Source organism: Chryseobacterium sp. Leaf394, assembly GCF_001424105.1.
Classification (GTDB): domain Bacteria; phylum Bacteroidota; class Bacteroidia; order Flavobacteriales; family Weeksellaceae; genus Chryseobacterium.
In genome coordinates this window covers 387,424-407,293 of record NZ_LMQH01000011.1, presented here as the reverse complement: position 1 = coordinate 407,293, position 19,870 = coordinate 387,424, and the positions used below count along the sequence as shown (strand labels likewise).

Sequence of the window (19,870 nt, the reverse complement as noted above, 5' to 3'; positions counted from 1 at the left end):
AAAAAAATAGAAAGAGTATGGTTTTGTTCATTTAATTTGATTGTAAATAAGACTTAGAACTACAGTTTGTCATCCTGAAAGGATCTCAACAGTTTTTTAGAGATAAAATTAATTTTTCCAGATTGCTAATGGTTATAATATATACCAATGCTTAATTTATGCTTAGATCCTTTCAGGATGACAAATTCGATGTATATTTAATCAAAATAATTGGATTAATTTCACAAATTAACCTTCAATCTTTTAATCTCCTCAGCATTGGCAAAAGATTCATACGGCAGCACCGCCGAAGAATGAAAATATTTCCCACCCGTTACATTTTTCAACTCTGAAATATTATTCGAACGAACTCCGCCACCAATTAAGATTTTAATATCATCGCCACAATTCTCAATAAGCTTTTTTAAATTTTCCTTTCCTTCCATGGCAGAATTTTCTCCGCCGGAAGTGAGGATTTCTTTGAACCCTAATTCAATCAGTTTTTCTGCAGATTCGAAAATATTTTTGGTTCGGTCAATGGCTCGGTGAAAAACGCAGGGTTTGCCATTGGCAAGATCAACCAAAAGTCTGTTTTTCTCATAATCAATTTCCTGATTTTCATCTAAAATGCCAAAAACAAAACCATCAGCCTTCGCTTTTGAAAATTCAATAATATCTCTCTGCATCCGCATAAATTCTGAATTGCTGTACATAAAACCTCCTCCAACTGGGCGGATCATCACGTGAATCGGTTTTGAATATTTATCTTTTAAGTATCTTAATTCTTCAAGGTCGGGTGTAATGCCTCCGGAATTTAAGTCAGCGCAGAATTCAATTCTATCGGCAACGGAATTTAAGGCTATTTCAGCGGATGTGATATCGAAAGTGGCTATTTCTAAAAACATAGGTTGATTTGAGATTTGAGGTTTGAAATTTGAGATTCAGGATTCGGGATTCGGGTTTATGATCAGAATCTTTCATCTGGCTCTTTTTACTTTTTACTTGGCTCTTTCCTTACTTTAAAGCAAATTCAGGTTTCTCCAGACGGTTTCCTTTATGGTCGTGAACGGCAAAATTAAATCCGTCCTGAATGCAATATGAACCGTATTCTCCTTTTTTATTGATGGCAATAAAGCCCACCTGAATATCTTTTAAATTTTTATTTCGTTTTTGAGTAATTTTCACAATCCTTTCAACAGCTTCCTTACAAGCCTGTTGCGGATTTCTTCCCTGTCGCATCAGTTCCACAACGAGATGAGTTCCAACTGTTCTGATGACTTCTTCACCATGACCGGTTGCCGTTGCAGCACCAACTTCATTATCGACGAACAAACCAGCACCGATAATCGGCGAATCACCTACTCTGCCGTGCATTTTGAAAGCCATTCCGCTCGTTGTACAGGCTCCGGAAAGATTTCCCTGAGCATCCAAAGCGATCATTCCAATCGTGTCGTGATTTTCGATGTTGACAATCGGCTTATACTTGCTGTCTTTCAGCCATTCTTTCCACTCTTTTTCGGATTCTGCTGTGAGAATATTTTCTTTTTTAAAACCTTGTGAAATGGCAAACTGGAAAGCTCCGTCGCCTACCAACATCACGTGAGGTGTCTTTTCCATGACCATCCTCGCTACAGAAATCGGATTTTTAATATTCTCCAGACACGCCACCGAACCAATGTTGTAATTTTCATCCATAATGCAGGCATCCAACGTTACTCTTCCGTCTCTGTCGGGGCGGCCACCGTAGCCAACACTTCTTTCGTTCGGGTCATTTTCAACCAAACGAACGCCTTTTTCAACCGCATCCAAAGCTCTTCCACCTTTCCCTAAAATCTTCCATGCTTCTTCGTTGGCTTTTAAACCAAAATCCCAGGTCGAAAGAACGATGGGTTTATTGACCAACGTATTTTCATTTTCAGGAACTTCTTTTGCAATTAAATCCAGTGGATTGAGCAGCAGTGCAGATGATAATATTCCTGTGGTTTTTAAAAATTTTCTTCGTGAATTCATATTTTTAGGTTGAGGCTAAGGTTAACGGTCATTGCGAGGAGGAACGACGAAGCAATCTTTTCGACTTGCGAAACTGTCTTCAACAGATTGCTTCGCTTTGCTCGCAATGACATTTTTAAATCTTGAATCATTTCGCTCCAATTTCATCGACAAAAAGCCATGCTTTTGAATCTGCACCGGGATTTCCTGCGGGAATAATTCCTGCGTTTTCTATTTTAATTTTAATAAACTTTGCATTCTGATTTCCGACTTTAAGACTGATTTTTCCTTTGGCTGAAAGAATTTCCTCTTTCCCTATTTCTTTAATGCTTTTAAAATTCTTACCGTCAACAGAAATGAAAACCGTCGCAGATTTAGCCAGATGAATCCAGCTTCCTTTGTTGTCTAAAGTGTTAAAATAAACTTCTGAGAAGTTTGTTTTTTCGCCTAAATCAATTGTCGCAACCACATCTTTTCCCTGAAAACCAAGCCATGTTTTCCCCAACTGCTTTACGTTACCGATAATTCCGTCAACTAATGTAAATGCACCGCCGAAAGAATAATTTTCGCTGGGCTGATTTTCCAAAGTGATTTTTTTTCCGGTCGTTTTTGAGGTAGAAAAATTCTGAGAAGAAACAGCAGATTTTAATTCATCATTTTCAAAATAAGCAGATTTAATGATCATTGCTTTTGAAACCGGAATCGGATTTTGGTAGTTTGAAGAATTTGATGTTGGCTCGCTTCCATCTGTCGTAAATTTAATTCCGCTTGGATTTTGCGAAGTTGAAAGTTCGTAAGAAACACCTTTGCTATCAGGAATTACTTTTCCTGAAATGTTGTAAATACTTTTTGCATAGTTGATGTTCATTTTATCTAAAATTTTAAAATGCTCCACCACTCTGTTTTCAAATTCCTTATAATTCTCCGGTTTTGAAGTTCCCCAACCTACTTCGGAAAGTGCAAATAATCTTGGGAAGATCATGTACTGAACCTGTTTGAAATCCAGAATATATTCCGTCCATAAATTTGCCTGAACTCCCAGAATATATTTCGACTGTTCAGCATTTAATTCGGCAGGAATCGGATTGTAAGAATACACTTTATCTAAAGGTGTAAAACCTCCGAATGCGTTAGGTTCAGTTTGCGGATCGCCCTGATAATGGTCAAAATAACAATATGCTCCGGGCGTCATCACAGCAAAATGATTGGTTTTTGCGGCTTCAATTCCACCTTTAATGCCTGTCCAGCTCATTACTGCAGCATTTGGTGCCAATCCACCTTCCAGAATCTCATCCCAGCCGATGATTTTCCTGCCTTTTGAGTTCACGTACTTTTCAATTCTCTGAATGAAATAACTTTGCAGTCCATGCTCGTCTTTGAGATTGTGTTTTTTAATTAAAGCCTGACAGTGCGCACATTCCTTCCATCTTGTTTTCGGACATTCGTCACCACCGATGTGAATATATTGCGAAGGAAAAAGCTGAATCACCTCATCCAAAACATTTTCCAAAAAAGTAAAAGTTTCATCTTTGGGACAGAAAACATCATCGAAAACACCCCATTTTGTTGCTGCTTCGAAAGGTCCTTTTGTACACGCAAGTTCAGGATAGGCAGACAGCGCTGCCAATGCGTGACCAGGCATTTCAATTTCAGGAACAACGGTAATATGCCTTTCTTGAGCGTATTTTACGACATCTTTAATTTGCTCCTGAGTATAAAAATAGGGTCCGTAAGGTTTTCCGTCATAAGTATTATCAACGTAAGCACCAATCATGGATTCTTTACGTTTTGAACCGATTTGAGTCAATTTCGGATATTTTTTAATCTCAATTCTCCAGCCCTGATCGTCGGTTAAATGCCAGTGAAAAGTATTCAGTTTATACATTGCCAGATAATCGATGTACTGTTTCACTTCTTCTACTGTGAAAAAATGACGGCAAACATCGAGGTGCATTCCACGCCAGGCGAATTTTGGAGAATCTTCAATTTTCATTGCAGGAATTTTTCCGTTTTTCTGCGTTTCAAATAACTGAATTAGAGTTTGAATAGCTAAAAAATACCCCTGATCTGTGTAGGATTTTATATGAATCTGTTTGGAAGAAATTTCAATTGAATACGCCTCGTTATTGGGTTTTGATTGATTTTCTAATTTAGAATACAACAAATGCGCATCCTGATTTTTTGCGTTACTGAATTTTAATTTTATTTTATTTTTTAAATATTCTGTCTCTTTAACAGGAAGATTATTACTTAAATTAAATGATGCAGGAATAACAAATTCTCCATTTTGAAACTCCACTTTTTGCGGATAAGGAATTAAATTCAATTTGGTCTGAGAAAAAAAACACATTGAAATCAATAAAGAAAAGGCCAAGAGAATACGCTGCATCTGGTTGAGTTTAGATTTTAGCGAATATAATTCTTTTCTGAAAAATTCAGTCTATCATTTAACTATTTCAGCTTTGAAACATCTAATTTTGTATAAAATTAAATGATGAAAAAAACTTTTCTTTTGGCAGCCGGATTATTATTTTCGGTTTCTGCACAGGCACAGATTTTAGATATAATTAAATCTACGGTTAAAAACCAGACAGGTGTTGATTTAAACAATCCTAAAACCAACACAACCACTTCACCTACGACAACTCAGCAAACTCCAACAAAAAATACTTCTTCAGTCAATTTGGGAAGTCTGACTTCAACTCAAATCTCATCTGGTTTAAAGGAAGCTTTAAATTTGGGTGTAACTGAAGGTGTGAAAAAACTCGCTGTACAGGATGGTTTCCTGAAAAATGAAGCAGTAAAAATTTTAATGCCCGAAAAATTAAGAGTAATTGATACGAAGCTTCGTGCTTTCGGATTGGGAAGTTTAGCAGATCAGGGCGTGAAATTATTGAACAGAGCTGCCGAAGATGCAGTGACTGAATCAGCTCCTATTTTCACGAAAGCCATCACGTCGATGACGATTACTGATGCCAAAAATATCTTGTTGGGAGGCGACAATTCTGCAACCAATTATTTACAGAGTAAAACTCAAACTCAATTATTCACCGCTTTTCAGCCAAAAGTGAAGGCTTCATTAGGAAAAGTAGGTGCCGATAAAGTCTGGAACAATTTAATTTCAAAATACAACACGCTGACCGGACAAGCCGTTTCCACAGACTTAAACGAATATGTGACCAACGAAACCATCAATGGCGTTTTTAAAATGGTGGCGGAAAAAGAAAGCGGTATCAGAAATAATTCTGTGATGAGAACGACGAGTATTCTGCAGAAGGTTTTTGGGGCGCAGGATGGGAGGTAAATTTCTTTTGTCTTGAAACAAAAGAAACAAAAATTCAAGACTTGGAACTCTTCGCTAAAAATTAAAAATCAATCCTAAAATTCCCAAACTCGTGCGGATTTAAACTTCATTTATTAAAGAAGATTATAGCCGCACTCAAACAGTGGGAATTTTTTAACGGATTGATTTTTAATTTTCTTAACGCTACGATTTCCTAAGTCACTTAATCAGAAAATTATATTTCATAAAAAAACCTTGTCGTTGTGACAAGGTTTTTGCTATATTTAGAATTGCATCTCAGGAATTTCTCCGTCGATGATTAAATCTGCTTCCGTTGATTTGATGATATGTTCTACCGAAACTCCAGGCGCTCTCTCAACTAATTTGAATCCGGCTGGTGTTACATCTAAAACAGCCAATTCGGTGACCACTTTTTTTACGCAGTTAATTCCGGTTAAAGGAAGTGAACATTTTTTCAGGATTTTGCTCTCTCCGGCTTTGTTGACGTGCATCATCGCGACGATAATGTTTTCAGCTGAAGCTACAAGATCCATTGCTCCACCCATTCCTTTCACCATTTTTCCGGGAATTTTCCAGTTGGCAATGTCGCCGTTTTCTGAAACCTCCATGGCTCCAAGGATGGTTAAATCTACTTTCTGGCTTCTGATCATCCCAAAACTGAACGCAGAATCGAAAAACGAACCACCTTCCAAAATAGTAATGGTCTGCTTTCCGGCATTGATAACGTCTGCATCTTCTTCGCCTTCAAACGGGAACGGTCCCATTCCCAAAACTCCGTTTTCACTCTGGAATTCTACCGAAAGATTGTGGGGAACGTAATTTGCCACCAATGTTGGAATTCCGATTCCTAAGTTTACATAATATCCGTCTTTTACTTCTTTTGAAATTCTTTTTGCAATTTGTTCTTTCGTTAGCATAGCATAATCTTATCCCGCCAAATTAGCCATTTTTTCAGAATTACAAAAACTTTCTTTTTTCTAAACTTTACCGTAAAATCTTTTTAACTTAGTCGTAATAAAATTTCTCAAAAAATGTAAAATGAAGGCAAATCCAATTTTGATTTTGTTTGCTGTGATTTATAATATTATCACAGCTTTTCTTCTAACAGATATGCTTAATAATCAAAGTGGTTCCTTAGGATATGTACTGATCCTTTTTCCAACTTTTTGGGTTATTTCAGGTATAATTCTTTTCATAATTAAAAAAAGAAAAATTGTTGATTTCAAGGGGATAATTAATAAAATCTTCCTGTTTTTTTCAACTCCTCTAGCTTTAATACTTTCATATTATATATATATACAGCTGTCTGATGCAAAATACGTTGTCATGACAGCTGAATACGATAAAGGCAATTTCAGATATCGTGAGGTAACTTACGATTATGATGTTGCCGGTCCGACGCAAAGAAAAGAATTTTATATCCTTAAGAATGACTGGATAAAAGATAGTATCTGGACCTATTATCATAAAGATGGAAGCATTAAAAAAACTGAGGATTACAGAAAAACTGATAATTCAAATTATTAATATTAGTAATTCATAAAATTAAGGTAACCTTATCCTATGATAAATTTTTGCTAACCAAATTGTCGTAAATTTGTAGGCTTTAATTTTTCATATGAAAATTCTATTAAAATATTTAAAACCTTACAAATGGCTGATCATTGCATCGCTGTTATTAGCCTCCATCAATCAGGTTTTTTCACTTTTTGCTCCGGCAATTACCGGAAATATTCTGGATAAACTGGTCAACCAACCAAATCACTTTGATAAGGAAAAATTAATCCCGAGAAACCTGAATGAATATCTGTACGGAACAGATATTTATCACGGTGTTTTCTATTTTTTAGGCCTGTTAATCGGAACTGCGATGATCAGCCGTATCGCCAAAGCATTTCAGGATTACGTGGTGAGTGTGATTATTCAAAAATTTGGGGCTAAAATTTTCACTGACGGTTTGCAGCATTCTATGAGGTTGCCTTTTCAGGAATTCGAAGATCAGAGAAGTGGTGAAACACTTTCTATCTTGACCAAAGTTCGTGAGGATTCTGTGAAGTTTATCAATAATTTCATCAACATATTTTTTGGAATTCTGGTCAGCATTATTTTCGTTTCGATATATGCCATCCGTCTGCACTGGTCTATTATGCCAGTGTATGTTCTGGGAATTATTTTTATCGCTGTTATTACCAACTTATTAAGCAAAAGAATAAAAACAATTCAGAAAAACATAGTTTCAGAAACCACCAACTTAGCGGGAAGTACCACAGAAAGCCTCAGAAACATTGAGATCGTAAAAAGTTTAGGTTTAACCAATCAGGAAGTTGAGCGGTTAAATAACAATACTTATAAAATTCTGAATTTAGAGCTGAGAAAAGTAAAAAGCATCCGTTCATTGAGCTTTGTACAGGGAACTTTGGTTAATTTTCTACAACAGGTGATCACTTTCACTTTGTTGTTATTGATTTTTAAAAACATTGTAACTCCCGGACAGTATCTATCGCTTGTATTCTATGGATTCTTTATTTTCGGGCCGATGCAGGAAATTGGAAACATTATTATTTCCTACCGTGAAGCCGAAGCGTCACTTCAGAATTTCGACAGAGTGATGAAAAAAGAAGTTGAGCCAAAGCCTTTGCATCCTAAAAAAATCGGTGCGATTGAAGACTTGAAATTCGAAAAAGTTTCTTTCCAGCACCAATCAGCTCATTATAAAGCTTTAAATTCCATTTCATTTGATGTGAAAAATGGAGAAACAATTGCTTTCGTCGGACCAAGCGGTTCAGGGAAAAGTACTTTGGTAAAACTGCTTGTCGGTTTGTACAGACCGAAAGAAGGATGTATTTTTTACAATAATGTCGACGGAAAAGAATTTGATTTTGATGAACTGCGAAATCAGATTGGATTTGTAACGCAGGACACTCAGCTTTTTTCAGGAACAATCAGAGAAAATTTATTGTTTGTGAATCCGTCAGCCACTGAGGAAGATTTACAGATTGCTTTGAAAAAATCGAGCTGCAACGGTCTTCTGGAACGTGCCGAAAATGGCATTGAAACTGTTATCGGTGAAGGTGGATTGAAATTAAGTGGTGGTGAAAAACAGAGAATTGCTATTGCCAGAGCTTTGTTGAGAAAACCACATTTGCTTATTTTTGATGAAGCAACTTCGGCCTTAGACAGTATTACGGAAGAGGAAATCACGACCACCATCAAAGAAATTTCGAAGGAAAAAGAACAAATTACGGTTTTGATTGCCCACCGTTTAAGTACGATCATGCATGCAGACAGAATTTTTGTCCTGGAGCGTGGAAATATTATTGAAACAGGCTCTCACCTGCAGTTGATTGAAGAAAAAGGGCTTTATTACGCGATGTGGAGACAGCAGATCGGCGAAAGAAAGACTGCGACGCAGATTTAAACACCGAATTGTTTGGCACATAAGTCACATTAGTTTTAAGTTTATCATATTGAGTATATTTTAGAGCACATAAGTTTGAAAATCAAAGATTTTCGGAGCATACCTTTTCAAAATTAATTCAAATTAGATATTTTTCACAAGAAAAAGACATTTTTTAGCTAAAATTATGGTTATAAAAAGTTCAAATAGAGCTTAGAAAAAAATATCACCAATTAACTTTTTATTTTCATAACAGAGTGATTTTTTCAGTATTTTTAAATCGTTTTAAACCTAAAATTGATTTGAATGAAAAAAACTCTATCCTTTCTTATACTATTCGTTGCAACTTTGATTTTTGCGCAGGAAGCAAAGGAAGGCAAGTGGGTCTTAAAACTGAATGCAACACAACTTCTTGATTTTGCAACTTTTCCCACGGTACAGTTTTCAGTTGAAAGAAAATTAAATCCTTATTTCAGTATCAATACCGAAGCTGGATTTCAAGTATATGACTTACATAAAGTCGATTCTACCGTACTGAAATCAAGAGGTTTTAAGACCAATCTCGAAGGAAGATTTTACATATCAAAATTTTTCCATAAAAGAACAAAATCAAACAGAAATGAACCTTTTGTAGGTTTACAGTTTTTCTACAGAAAAGACCAAACCACTGACGTTCTGTTTTATTATGATAAAAGCAATGTCCAAAACAATTATCTCGAAAATATTTACAGAGATTATTTTGGATTGAAGACCACCGCTTTGGGAGTCAATATCACTTTGGGAAATCAGTTTTCTTTTGGAAAATCGAAAAAATTTATTCTTGAGCCTTACGGCGGATTCGGGTTTCTCAACAGAAAAATTAAAAATACCCATCTTCAGTTTGATGAGACAAAACATGAAATTGATTCTGAAAATCAGGATTTGTTTAGAAATAATAATTTGGAAAAATATTCCGGCAGAGATGGCAACGTATTTTTTGGCTTACGCATAGGCTATGTGCTATAAATTTTCAAGTTAACTTACTGAAAATAATCATCAAAGATAAAATTAAACTCAATATTGTTTGCATGAAAAAATTTCTATCTGTTCTTATTTTGACGGTTTCAATTTTGATTTTTGCTCAGGAAGCAAAAGAGAGCAAGTGGATTTTAAAACTGAATGCATCGCAGTTAGCTGATGACTTTTCCTTTCCAACTGTTATGGTTTCCGCGGAAAGGATGATAAGTCCTTATTTCAGTGTAAGCGCGGAAGCTGGAATTCAGTTGTATGATACTTCTAAAATTGATTGTACGATGATTAATTCAAGTGGTTTCAAAGCTAATTTTGAAGGACGATTTTATTTTTCAAAATATTTCAGCAAAAGAGCTATCCCAAAGAGAAATCAACAGTTTATTGCAATACAATTTTTTCAAAGAAAAAACCAGACTACAGATATTCTACGTTACTATCCATCATCTGATGACCTAAATAATGAAGTACTTACAGATCATTTTGGAGTAAAAAAAAGAGTCTTGGGCATTAATCTAATTTTTGGCAATCAAATTTCAATACTCAGATCAAAAAAGGTAATTCTTGAGCCCTATTTTGGAATAGGCTATATGAACAGAAAAATTGAAAATACTGATCTGCAATTTGACGAAGCAAAACATGAAATACAGTTTGGAAATCATGAATTTTTCAGAAACAGATCATTAGAAAAAGGTTCAGGTGATTTTCTTAATCTTTTGATCGGTTTCAGAATTGGATATAAATTGTAGGGAGATGGGTGCGGAAAGTTTACATGACTGCGGATAGAGGTTCTTCAATCTAATTATGAACTGAATAAAGATCAAAAAAATACCCCGAAAGTTGATTTCGGGGGGCATTATTTTTTAACAAACTGATCAGAAAGTTAATCTTTCTTTCTAACAGTTCTCTGCTCAATTCTTTTTTCAAATTTTTCGCCCTGGAAAATTCTTTGAATCATAATTCCCGGAATGTGAATCTGGTTGGGATCCAATTCGCCAGGCGCCACCAATTCTTCAACTTCTGCAATGGTGATTTTGCCGGCTCCGGCCATAGGATGGTTGAAATTACGGGCTGAACCTTTGAAAATTAAGTTTCCTGCATGATCTCCTTTCCATGCTTTTACAATGGAGTAATCGGCATCGTAAGCGTGCTCTAAAATATGCGGTTTGCCGTTAAAATCTTTTACTTCTTTCCCCTCTGCAACCTCAGTTCCGAAACCTGCGGGTGTATAAAAAGCCGGAATTCCTGCCTGGGCGGCTCTGCATTTTTCTGCTAAAGTTCCCTGTGGAGTCAATTCAACTTCGAGTTCGCCTGATAACATCTGTCTTTCGAATTCTGCGTTTTCGCCCACGTAAGATGAAATCATTTTTTTGATCTGTCTTTTGTGAAGCAATAATCCCAATCCGAAATCGTCTACTCCGGCGTTGTTTGAAATGCAGGTTAAATCTTTTACATTACTTTCTACCAATGCATTAATGGAATTTTCAGGAATTCCGCATAGGCCGAAACCGCCCAGCATTAAGGTCATTCCGTCCTGAATACCGTCAATGGCTTCCTGTGCATTTTTTACTCTTTTATCGATCATTTTCTTGGATTAAATTTTGAGGTCTTAAATTAGTATTTTTATTTGAGATTGAAAATTTATTTGTTCTTTTGTCTTGAAAATTGAAGATTCGACGAAGTCAAACAAAAGAACCAAAAATTCAAGACTGGAAACTCCGGCTAAAATTTTAAATTATTTTCTAAAAATTCCTAAAACCCGGGCGGAAACAAGAGTTATTCAAAAACAATATTTTTGCCGCCACTCAAACAGTGGAAATTTCTTAACGAAAATAATGTAAAATTTCTTAACGCCTCCGTTTCCTAAGTCAGTTTAAAGTCTTTTGATAAAATTTTTATACGATGAAACCTTAAGGTTCGATAAAGTCAAAGCATCTCATTATTGTTTCATTTGGAAATCCATCGAGTTGTTTTTAAAATATGAATATTGAAAAGATAAACCACTTTTCTTTTGCGTGAGGGATGGAAGCGGCATCCTTTTATGGGGCGGACGCAGCAAAGCGGAGACCGCCCCATAAAAGATACAGCGGACAGCCCGACCCGACTGAGGGAATGCAACGAAGTGGAATGACCGAGGGAGGGGCACGCCATGATGAGTGAGAGGGTTGGAGAGTTAGAGAGTTAAAGGATAAGTAATGGGTAATGTTTGATGATTGATGGGTGTTGAGTCTTGGGTGATGGGTGTTTATGTGTGCTATTTTTTTTGGAAATAACTTTTGTAAAGTGTTGGTGGACAGAAAAATTTGTTTTATTTTTGCAACCTGTTATTCAACCTCTAGCGATAGTCGTGCAAGTTGGTTAGCTTAAACAATTTTTATTATTAATAATGGATTTATTAAAGTACGTACAAGACCAGTACATTACAAAAAAAGATTTCCCTGAGTTTAGCGCAGGAGACACAATTACAGTGTATTACGAAATTAAGGAAGGTCAGAAAACAAGAACTCAGTTCTTCAAAGGAACTGTAATTCAGTTGAGAGGAACAGGAGCTACTAAAACTTTTACAATCAGAAAAATGTCTGGTGATGTAGGTGTAGAGAGAGTTTTCCCTATCAACATGCCAGCTCTTCAAAAAATTGAGCTTGACAGAAGAGGTAAAGTTAGAAGATCAAGAATCTACTACTTCAGAGACCTTAGAGGTAAAAAAGCGAGAATTAAAGACGCTGCTTACAAAAAGAAGTAATTCAGACAACAACAGATACGAAAAGAGACTGCTAATTTTAGCGGTCTCTTTTTATTTCTGAGTAGATTAATTTCCGTTTTTGATAGGATTTTATCCTATCCTCTGTTGAGTCGTCCCGTTGAGACTTTATGAAAGTTTTCTTAAATATGATCTACCCCGGCAAAAATTTCTTTGAAATTTTCGCCATCCTTCAAAAAGGGAATATTTGTATAGGTTAGCATTCATGACATTATATTTACATAAAGTCGTTTTCAACCTTTGCAAACTTCCATCATCCATCATCCAGCTTCCCTCCTACTTTATAAACTCATACAGCGCATTCCAGAATTTATCATAGACTTCGATGTGCGGAAGGTGGCCTACATTTTCTAATTCCACGAGTTTTGAACCTGCAATTTGCTGCTGTGTTTTCTTACCCAATTCCTGATATTGTCCCATGTTCGGCTGAATTTCTTTGGGTGCCCTGTCTTTTCCGATGGCTGTGCGGTCACGGGTCCCAATGATCAGTAAAGTTGGAGTTTTGATGTTTTTAAATTCGTAAACGACAGGTTGACTGAAAATAATGTCACTCGTTAAAGCGGCATTCCATGCGACTTGTGGGTAATCTTTGTGTAAAGTCCAGCCTGCAATGAGGTCAAGCCAAGGTTGGTATTCCGACTTCCATTTGTTGTCATAGTAGAATTTGAGCTGGTAGTTTTTGTAAGATTCTGCTGTGTTTTTTAATTCCGACTGATAGGCTTCATCAACAGTCTGATATTTTGCCAGTGCTTTATAATCTTCTAATCCAATCGGATTTTCAAGAATTAATTTTTCGACTGCTTCAGGATACATTAAAGTGAATCTCGTGGCAACCATGCCTCCCATTGAATGTCCTAAAACAATGACCTTTTCAATTTTTAAATCTTCTAAAATCGATTTGGTATTACTCGCCAACTGTGCAAATGAGAACTGATAGCTTTGAGGTTTTGAAGATTTCCCGAAACCAATCTGATCCGGAATTATCACCCTGAAACCTTTGTCTGCTAACTCTTTTGCCGTTTTTTCCCAATACGCTCCGTTAAAGTTTTTGCCGTGGAGAAGCATGATTGTTTTTCCGTTGGATTTTTTGGGATTTACATCCATGTAAGCCATTTTAAGATTTTGTTTTTGAGAATTTAAATCTTTAAAATATACTTCAAAAGGATATTGATAGTTAGTAAGCGTGGCATCTAAAGGTTTTACCTGCGAAAATGCCAGAGTCGATGTGACAGTGAGTGAAATTCCTGTGAGAATATTTTTAAATTTGGTCATGAAAAATTGAATTTAGATATAAATTTAAAAAAACCGCCTCAATTGAAACGGTTTTTGGTGTTATTTATAATTTAATTATGCTTTTAATTAAGCTCTTCTGCAGTGAGTTTTTCCTTTTTCGAAGGTAAATTCATTAAAACAATCGCCATTAAAATTAAAAGAATTCCAATCCATTGAATAAGAATTACCTTTTCATTCAATAGAACAAAGGCCATCGTTACAGAAACCGGAAGTTCCAGGGAAGAGATAATACTTCCTAATCCCAAACCTGTATTTGGGAAACCTAAATTAAACAGAATCGGTGGAATAATGGTTCCGAATAAAGCCAGAATAAAGCCATACGTCCAGAAGATAGAATAATCAAACGGTCGGATGTGATGTGTATTTTCGGTAAAATTCAAGTAAAAAGATCTTAAATTTTCAGAATACAATGGTCCGATCTGTGCAAAAAACAAGAATGTTAAAACGATCACCGAACCTCCCGTCAGCATAATCATGCTTTTCCTGAGTACCGGTAAATGCGTTGCCAGAGTATTGGATGTGAACATGGTCATTGTAAATGAAGCTGCAGCCAATAATCCCCAAAAGATCCCGTGCCAATCTAATTTCACTTCCAAATTGACGAGATTTGTTGCTAAAACTGTTCCGAGTAAAACAATTGCTGTTGCCACAACTTTCTTAGTATTTGGAAATTTTTTAGTGATGAAACTCTCGACAACAACGCTGAACCATACGGACTGCATCAGCAGTACAATAGCTATTGAAACGGCAATATACTGCACTGAAATGTAATAAAATAAGCTGGTACAACCCAAAGATGTTCCGGCCATTAATAGCGTTCTGAATTCTTTTCGGTTGGGAGTTGGTAATTTCTTTTTTGAAGTCGTAGTCTGGATAAAATTCAGGATTAAGAGACCCGCTAATCCCAATGCAAACTGAGCCGTCGTTACTTCTGAGGTGGTGAAACCTTCTTTGTAAGACATTTTTACGAAGGTGGCAAGCATTCCATAAATACTGGCACCGAAACCTACAAACAAAACTCCCTTTAAAATTTTTTTCTTCTTCATAACCTTTTTTCAGCCGCCAAAGGTACGATATATTGATTTTGTTTGAACAAAAAAAATTACCTCAGAAATTTCTGAGGTAATTTTATAAAATATTTTAATATTATTTTTTAATTAGAAGCTTTGAAGAAGTGTCAATTCCTAGACCTTTTACTTTAACGATATAAGTTCCGTTAATTAAAGATGAAGTATTAATTGCTTTTTTCTCATCTGCAGAAACTTTGTATTCTGAAGCAACTAATTTTCCGCTCATATCGAATATTTCAACATTTACTTTACCCATAGTATTTTTAGGGAAGTTGATGAAGAATTCATTTTTAGCAGGGTTTGGATAGATTGAGATGGCATTCGACTTCGTATTTTTCACTTCATCTGTTGACAGTACACAATCTGCAGGTACTGTGAAGTCACCAAACTGATCGTTTATATCTGTAGCACTTCCAGCGTCAGCATACAGACCAAGACCTCTTGCTGCAAAAGTTCTCCAGACCATACATCTGTCTGCACCTTGTGTGGTAGCCATTTCAGCAGCAAGAATTGCGTTTCTGCCTGTAACAAAATTAGGGTTACAGGCCTGTAATTTTAAAGCGTCTGTTACAAGTTGTAAAACCCTTGAACTTCCATTGGTAGCGTTAGCGGTAACATCAGAAGAATAACCATATTTCTCGACATACTTCCAATGAAGATCCCACAACATAGTAGCCCATACAAATCCTATGGAATGTACATCAGGTACGAGAAATCCATTAGCGTTGGTATATTCCATACCATTAGTATCATTATAATTAAAATTATTGATCAACACATCAGGAGAATATTTTGCTGGTCTTATTCCGCCTCCAGAAAAGCCCTCACCTGCGGCATAAGTTGCCATTCCTCTCGGAACTGAGGCATTATCTCCAGGTCTGTTTGTAAGCATTAGCGCAAAAAAGTCGGACCATCCCTCACCCATTTGTTCTTTGCTAACTGATGACGAAAGACAAGAAAAACCATTACCAGTTAAACGGTTTGAAATTCCATGTCCATATTCATGAATAATTACACCATTATCAAAACTACCATCAGGAGTTACCGCTGCTGCCGGATCGTTTTTTAGTGTAACATTTACCACTGTGTTAGCTGTCAAATGCGTCTTGATATATTCACCCTCAGCGTTATCAATCAGAACAGAAGGAATTGTAACCGTAGCATCTGTACCTCCCATATTACCAATAGTTGGCGAAGCAGGAGCGTTATACACTATGGCAGCAATTGCACCGGCATTCTGAGCATTTTTCACTTTGATAGTAAAGTCACAATTTCCCCTCTGGATTAAACCAATTTTTCCTGTGAGAGATCCTGCAGGGAGAGGCGTGCAACCTTCTAAAACAGATGATAACTGTACATTTCCAGTGACACCTGTAACAGTAAGGGCTGGACCGAATTGGGCAATCCCAGCTGAAGGCTGTCTTGGCACAGATACCGCAGGAGCATTGTAATAAAAAACTCTATTTGACGTAGACCACAGATACATTTGCATACGTGGTTTTGATCCGTCCTGAGGCGTAGAGAAATTTGCATTGTTTGTTCCTCCCCCATCTTGTGCCTCGGCATTTACGTAATCGTTTCCAGCCCCACCCAGTCCAAAGTTAGTCTGCTGAAAATTTCTGGAGAGCTCGGTAAATCCAAACTTATAAAAAATATCATGCACCTTATTGTTTGCATAAAAAAGATTGGTTGTAGAAGCATTCTGCTGCGTTGCAGGGGCAGCGTTTATATTGAATGGAAAATCAAAATTCCGGGAAGCACCACCATTTGGAGAAGCGCCAACTGCGTTATTCCCTGTTAAATCTAAATATGCGTGAACGTTGTTACCACGTGTAATTGTGTAATGAGTTGCACCATCATAATGCCAACCTTCAGGTGAAGAAGCTATTATCCAAGGATTGGCAACAATTGCACGGGATCCAAAAGTTGGTGCTTCTATAGGAAAAGGAAAAACATTATAAGACGCAGGATCTGGTACCAAAAGATTAAATGAACTTTCCAAAGATGAACCCTGTAAAGGGCCAATAAATTTTTGATGCGAAGAATGATCGTGGCTGTACGCATCATGATAAAAATTACATGATAAATTCAAATCTTCTTTAAATAAAACACTTCCTGTATTTGCATCAATAACATAGTTCCAATAGCTTGGCGATTTAGGATCCTGAAAAGCTATCTGATACGCCAGCTTTAGATTATCTTCATGATTGGCATAAAGCAAATTTTGCTTAACGAACTTATTATCGTCCAAGTCTGCATCTAAAGACTGAAGGATTTTAAAATCGCTGATTTCAGAATTATTCAGTTGTGTAGCAATAATGCTCAATGCTGTTTTAGCTGTTATAGATGGTACATTTGCAGTAGCTACGTTATAGTTTTTAACAAACGTATCTGTAAAATAAACCACTTTCCCATCTTTTATCAATGCTGAACCAACAGAATTAAGAATCGGAAAGCCTTTGTATAACTGTTGAAACTTCACCACGTCACCATTCATAGAAGCAGAGCGATCTACAACATCCACAGCGAGATCTGCAAGATCTGCTTTTTTATAATCACGGATTGTATTTTGTGAAATATGATTACTGATTAGCTGCTTGTAATCCTGTCCATGTAAAGTTGATACTGAACTTAATGATAATGTAACAGCAAATAAAAGAGGTAAAGTTAATTTTTTCATATTGACCATTAAAGCGCCAAATTTACAAATAATAATCAATTTATAATTATTTTTGTTTAATATTTAATACTTTTTTTTGAATAGCAGTTAATATGTACTTAACAGGAGAATTAATATTAAAATTTATATTATTTTTTCTTTTCACATAAATAAAAAAACCACCCAAAAAATGGGTGGTAAATTTATAAGAATGAGATCAGAGATTATTTACCTCCTTCCATTTTCTTTTTCAATTCAGCCAATACATCAATATCACCTAAAGTAGATCTTTCTTCAATGTTTGAAGAAGACATGTTATTGTTGTTATTTGATCTGTTGTTTGATGCTTCTCTTGCATTCTTTTTCTCTTCGTCCCTGAAGATTCCTGTGTGAGAAACAACTACTCTCTTGAATTCTTTGTTGAATTCGATTACTTTGAACTCAGCAGTTTCACCTTTCTTGATTTTAGATCCGTCTTCCTTCTCTAATAATCTTGATGGGCAGAATGCTTCTACTTCAGCATCTTCGAATTGTACAGAAGCACCTTTATCATGAACTTCTACAGCAGATCCTGTGTGTACAGTTCCTTCAGCATATTTAGTTTCAAATTTATCCCATGGGTTTTCTGTCAGTTGTTTGTGACCTAGAGATAATCTTCTAGCCTGGATGTCAAGTTCAAGAACTACAACATTCAATTTATCACCTACTGCACAGAATTCTGATGGATGCTTGATTTTCTTAGTCCAAGAAAGGTCTGATATATAGATTAATCCGTCGATACCTTCTTCAAGTTCTACGAATACACCGAAGTTTGTAAAGTTTCTTACAGTTCCAACATGCTCAGAACCTACAGGATATTTAGCTTCGATATTTTCCCAAGGATCTTTAGATAACTGTTTCATACCTAAAGAGATTTTTCTGTCTTCTCTGTCTAAAGTAAGTACTTCAGCTTCCACTTCATCACCTACTTTTACGAAATCTCCTGCGCTTCTCAAGTGAGTAGACCAAGACATTTCAGAAACGTGAATTAATCCTTCTACACCTGGAGCGATCTCAACGAATGCACCATAGTCAGCAAGAACAACTACTTTTCCTTTTACTTTATCACCAACTTTCATGTCAGCAGAAAGAGCATCCCAAGGATGGGCCTCTAATTGCTTCATACCCAACTGGATTCTTGTTTTCTCGTCATCAAAGTCAAGGATAACCACTTTCACAGTCTGTCCGTCTTCTAAGATTTCAGATGGATGGTTCACTCTAGACCAAGAAAGGTCTGTAATGTGGATCAAGCCGTCTACACCACCAAGATCTACGAATACACCGTAAGAAGTAATATTCTTAACAGTACCTTCAAGAACCTGACCTTTTTCAAGCTGCGCGATGATTTCTTTTTTCTGACCTTCGATATCTGCTTCGATCAATGCTTTGTGAGATACTACTACGTTTTTGAACTCAGGGTTGATTTTCACAACTTTGAACTCCATAGTTTTACCTACGAACTGATCATAATCTTTAATTGGCTTAACGTCGATTTGAGAACCTGGTAAGAATGCTTCGATACCGTGTACGTCAACGATCATACCTCCTTTAGTTCTTGATTTTACAAAACCGTTTACGATTTCTCCGGTTTCGTGAAGTTCGTTTACTCTATCCCAAGCTTTAAGCGTTCTTGCTTTTTTGTGAGATAACTGTAACTGACCTGTTTTGTCCTCTCTTCTGTCTACCATTACTTCAACCTCGTCACCTACACTTAGGCCTGGGTTGTAACGGAATTCGTTAAGAGAAATAACACCTTCAGATTTGAAATCGATGTCTACGATTGCTTCTTTGTCTGTCAATCTTACAACTTTACCTACGATTACATCGTTGTCGTTTAAGCTACTAAGAGATCCGTTGTAGATTTCTTCAAGATCGCTTTTTTCTTTTCTCGCATCTGCATCAAGACCAGATTCGAAAGAATCCCAGTCAAATTGTTCCGGTGCTACGTTTTGGTTAAGAATAACCTCTGCTGAATTTGTCTCTTTTGACATTTTCTAATAAAATTTGTATTCCTTCTTTTTTAATGGTCTGAATAAATGTGGTTTTAAAAAATACGGAAGTAATTAGTTTATAATAATTTACCTTTTCAGACCTGTCCACAAAAAGTGACTGCAAAAATACAAAAAAAATCAATCACTCCGTTAATCATATTAAACATTTTTAAATTCACCTTGATGACGTTCTTAAATTTAATTTCGTTTCAGTTCCGTCATCACAAAAATGAAAGTCTGATCATTTTTGACATGCGTAATACCTGACTATCAATTTACTGACAATTACTGCTAAAATATTTTTAATTTTAATAAAGAGATTCATTCTGTTAGAAGTTGATTTAAATTTAAATCAATAGTTTTTAAGTTAAAACATCAAA

General features: G+C 36.1%; 15 protein-coding genes. 6 read left to right on the top strand and 9 right to left on the bottom strand.

Annotated features, from left to right (window positions below):
• Positions 1–221: 221 nt before the first annotated feature.
• The 3 genes from ASG21_RS06470 to ASG21_RS06460 all read right to left on the bottom strand — a co-directional run bounded on the left by ASG21_RS06470 (position 222) and on the right by ASG21_RS06460 (position 4,357).
• Positions 222–884: a copper homeostasis protein CutC gene (locus ASG21_RS06470; protein ID WP_056077217.1), complete on the bottom strand. Its 663-nt coding sequence runs from the start codon at positions 882–884 to the stop codon at positions 222–224.
• A gap of 109 nt (positions 885–993) precedes the next feature.
• Complete coding sequence (locus tag ASG21_RS06465) at positions 994–1,989, bottom strand: N(4)-(beta-N-acetylglucosaminyl)-L-asparaginase (protein ID WP_056077215.1); 996 nt, start codon at positions 1,987–1,989, stop codon at positions 994–996.
• Between the two features lie 127 nt (positions 1,990–2,116).
• On the bottom strand, positions 2,117–4,357 hold the full coding sequence (locus tag ASG21_RS06460) for a family 20 glycosylhydrolase (RefSeq protein WP_056077214.1): 2,241 nt from the start codon (positions 4,355–4,357) through the stop codon (positions 2,117–2,119).
• A gap of 105 nt (positions 4,358–4,462) precedes the next feature.
• On the opposite strand from ASG21_RS06460, the gene ASG21_RS06455 reads away from it, so the two are divergent.
• On the top strand, positions 4,463–5,272 hold the full coding sequence (locus ASG21_RS06455) for a DUF4197 domain-containing protein (RefSeq protein ID WP_056082202.1): 810 nt from the start codon (positions 4,463–4,465) through the stop codon (positions 5,270–5,272).
• Positions 5,273–5,535: 263 nt separating this feature from the next.
• Here the strand turns inward: ASG21_RS06455 and ASG21_RS06450 are convergent, their stop codons facing one another.
• Positions 5,536–6,189, bottom strand: a complete 654-nt coding sequence (locus ASG21_RS06450) for a CoA transferase subunit B (protein WP_056077212.1) — start codon at positions 6,187–6,189, stop codon at positions 5,536–5,538.
• Positions 6,190–6,598: 409 nt separating this feature from the next.
• Between ASG21_RS06450 and ASG21_RS20020 the strand changes: the two genes are divergently transcribed.
• From ASG21_RS20020 to ASG21_RS06430, 4 genes are all read left to right on the top strand, one after another.
• Positions 6,599–6,799 (top strand): hypothetical protein, encoded by a 201-nt coding sequence (locus tag ASG21_RS20020; protein WP_128414229.1) that lies wholly within the window; start codon positions 6,599–6,601, stop codon positions 6,797–6,799.
• A 91-nt stretch (positions 6,800–6,890) separates the two neighbouring features.
• Positions 6,891–8,690: an ABC transporter ATP-binding protein gene (locus ASG21_RS06440; RefSeq protein WP_056077209.1), complete on the top strand. Its 1,800-nt coding sequence runs from the start codon at positions 6,891–6,893 to the stop codon at positions 8,688–8,690.
• A gap of 285 nt (positions 8,691–8,975) precedes the next feature.
• A complete protein-coding gene (locus ASG21_RS06435; protein WP_056077207.1) occupies positions 8,976–9,674 on the top strand; it encodes a hypothetical protein in 699 nt (232 codons plus the stop codon).
• 62 nt (positions 9,675–9,736) lie between these two features.
• A complete protein-coding gene (locus ASG21_RS06430) occupies positions 9,737–10,426 on the top strand; it encodes a hypothetical protein (RefSeq protein WP_128414228.1) in 690 nt (229 codons plus the stop codon).
• A gap of 134 nt (positions 10,427–10,560) precedes the next feature.
• Here the strand turns inward: ASG21_RS06430 and ASG21_RS06425 are convergent, their stop codons facing one another.
• A complete protein-coding gene (locus ASG21_RS06425) occupies positions 10,561–11,262 on the bottom strand; it encodes a CoA transferase subunit A (protein WP_056077203.1) in 702 nt (233 codons plus the stop codon).
• Positions 11,263–12,063: 801 nt separating this feature from the next.
• Here ASG21_RS06425 and rplS point away from each other — a divergent pair.
• Positions 12,064–12,420 carry a 50S ribosomal protein L19 gene (gene rplS, locus ASG21_RS06415; protein ID WP_056077199.1) on the top strand — a complete coding sequence of 119 codons (357 nt, stop codon included), beginning with the start codon at positions 12,064–12,066 and terminating at the stop codon, positions 12,418–12,420.
• 294 nt (positions 12,421–12,714) lie between these two features.
• Here the strand turns inward: rplS and ASG21_RS06410 are convergent, their stop codons facing one another.
• The 4 genes from ASG21_RS06410 to rpsA all read right to left on the bottom strand — a co-directional run bounded on the left by ASG21_RS06410 (position 12,715) and on the right by rpsA (position 19,490).
• On the bottom strand, positions 12,715–13,710 hold the full coding sequence (locus ASG21_RS06410; RefSeq protein ID WP_056077197.1) for an alpha/beta hydrolase: 996 nt from the start codon (positions 13,708–13,710) through the stop codon (positions 12,715–12,717).
• 83 nt (positions 13,711–13,793) lie between these two features.
• Positions 13,794–14,777: a DMT family transporter gene (locus ASG21_RS06405; RefSeq protein ID WP_056077195.1), complete on the bottom strand. Its 984-nt coding sequence runs from the start codon at positions 14,775–14,777 to the stop codon at positions 13,794–13,796.
• Positions 14,778–14,877: 100 nt separating this feature from the next.
• Complete coding sequence (locus ASG21_RS06400) at positions 14,878–17,481, bottom strand: T9SS-dependent M36 family metallopeptidase (RefSeq protein WP_241773463.1); 2,604 nt, start codon at positions 17,479–17,481, stop codon at positions 14,878–14,880.
• A 203-nt stretch (positions 17,482–17,684) separates the two neighbouring features.
• Positions 17,685–19,490, bottom strand: coding sequence for a 30S ribosomal protein S1 (gene rpsA / locus ASG21_RS06395; protein ID WP_056077192.1), 1,806 nt, complete (start codon positions 19,488–19,490; stop codon positions 17,685–17,687).
• Positions 19,491–19,870: the final 380 nt, after the last annotated feature.

Bases quoted from the DNA above. Each gene is read 5' to 3' on its own strand.
- ASG21_RS06470 (WP_056077217.1), bottom strand. From the start codon at position 884: ATGTTTTTAGAAATAGCCACTTTCGATATCACATCCGCTGAAATAGCC.
- ASG21_RS06465 (WP_056077215.1), bottom strand. From the start codon at position 1,989: ATGAATTCACGAAGAAAATTTTTAAAAACCACAGGAATATTATCATCT.
- ASG21_RS06460 (WP_056077214.1), bottom strand. From the start codon at position 4,357: ATGCAGCGTATTCTCTTGGCCTTTTCTTTATTGATTTCAATGTGTTTT.
- ASG21_RS06455 (WP_056082202.1), top strand. From the start codon at position 4,463: ATGAAAAAAACTTTTCTTTTGGCAGCCGGATTATTATTTTCGGTTTCT.
- ASG21_RS06450 (WP_056077212.1), bottom strand. From the start codon at position 6,189: ATGCTAACGAAAGAACAAATTGCAAAAAGAATTTCAAAAGAAGTAAAA.
- ASG21_RS20020 (WP_128414229.1), top strand. From the start codon at position 6,599: ATGACAGCTGAATACGATAAAGGCAATTTCAGATATCGTGAGGTAACT.
- ASG21_RS06440 (WP_056077209.1), top strand. From the start codon at position 6,891: ATGAAAATTCTATTAAAATATTTAAAACCTTACAAATGGCTGATCATT.
- ASG21_RS06435 (WP_056077207.1), top strand. From the start codon at position 8,976: ATGAAAAAAACTCTATCCTTTCTTATACTATTCGTTGCAACTTTGATT.
- ASG21_RS06430 (WP_128414228.1), top strand. From the start codon at position 9,737: ATGAAAAAATTTCTATCTGTTCTTATTTTGACGGTTTCAATTTTGATT.
- ASG21_RS06425 (WP_056077203.1), bottom strand. From the start codon at position 11,262: ATGATCGATAAAAGAGTAAAAAATGCACAGGAAGCCATTGACGGTATT.
- rplS (WP_056077199.1), top strand. From the start codon at position 12,064: ATGGATTTATTAAAGTACGTACAAGACCAGTACATTACAAAAAAAGAT.
- ASG21_RS06410 (WP_056077197.1), bottom strand. From the start codon at position 13,710: ATGACCAAATTTAAAAATATTCTCACAGGAATTTCACTCACTGTCACA.
- ASG21_RS06405 (WP_056077195.1), bottom strand. From the start codon at position 14,777: ATGAAGAAGAAAAAAATTTTAAAGGGAGTTTTGTTTGTAGGTTTCGGT.
- ASG21_RS06400 (WP_241773463.1), bottom strand. From the start codon at position 17,481: ATGAAAAAATTAACTTTACCTCTTTTATTTGCTGTTACATTATCATTA.
- rpsA (WP_056077192.1), bottom strand. From the start codon at position 19,490: ATGTCAAAAGAGACAAATTCAGCAGAGGTTATTCTTAACCAAAACGTA.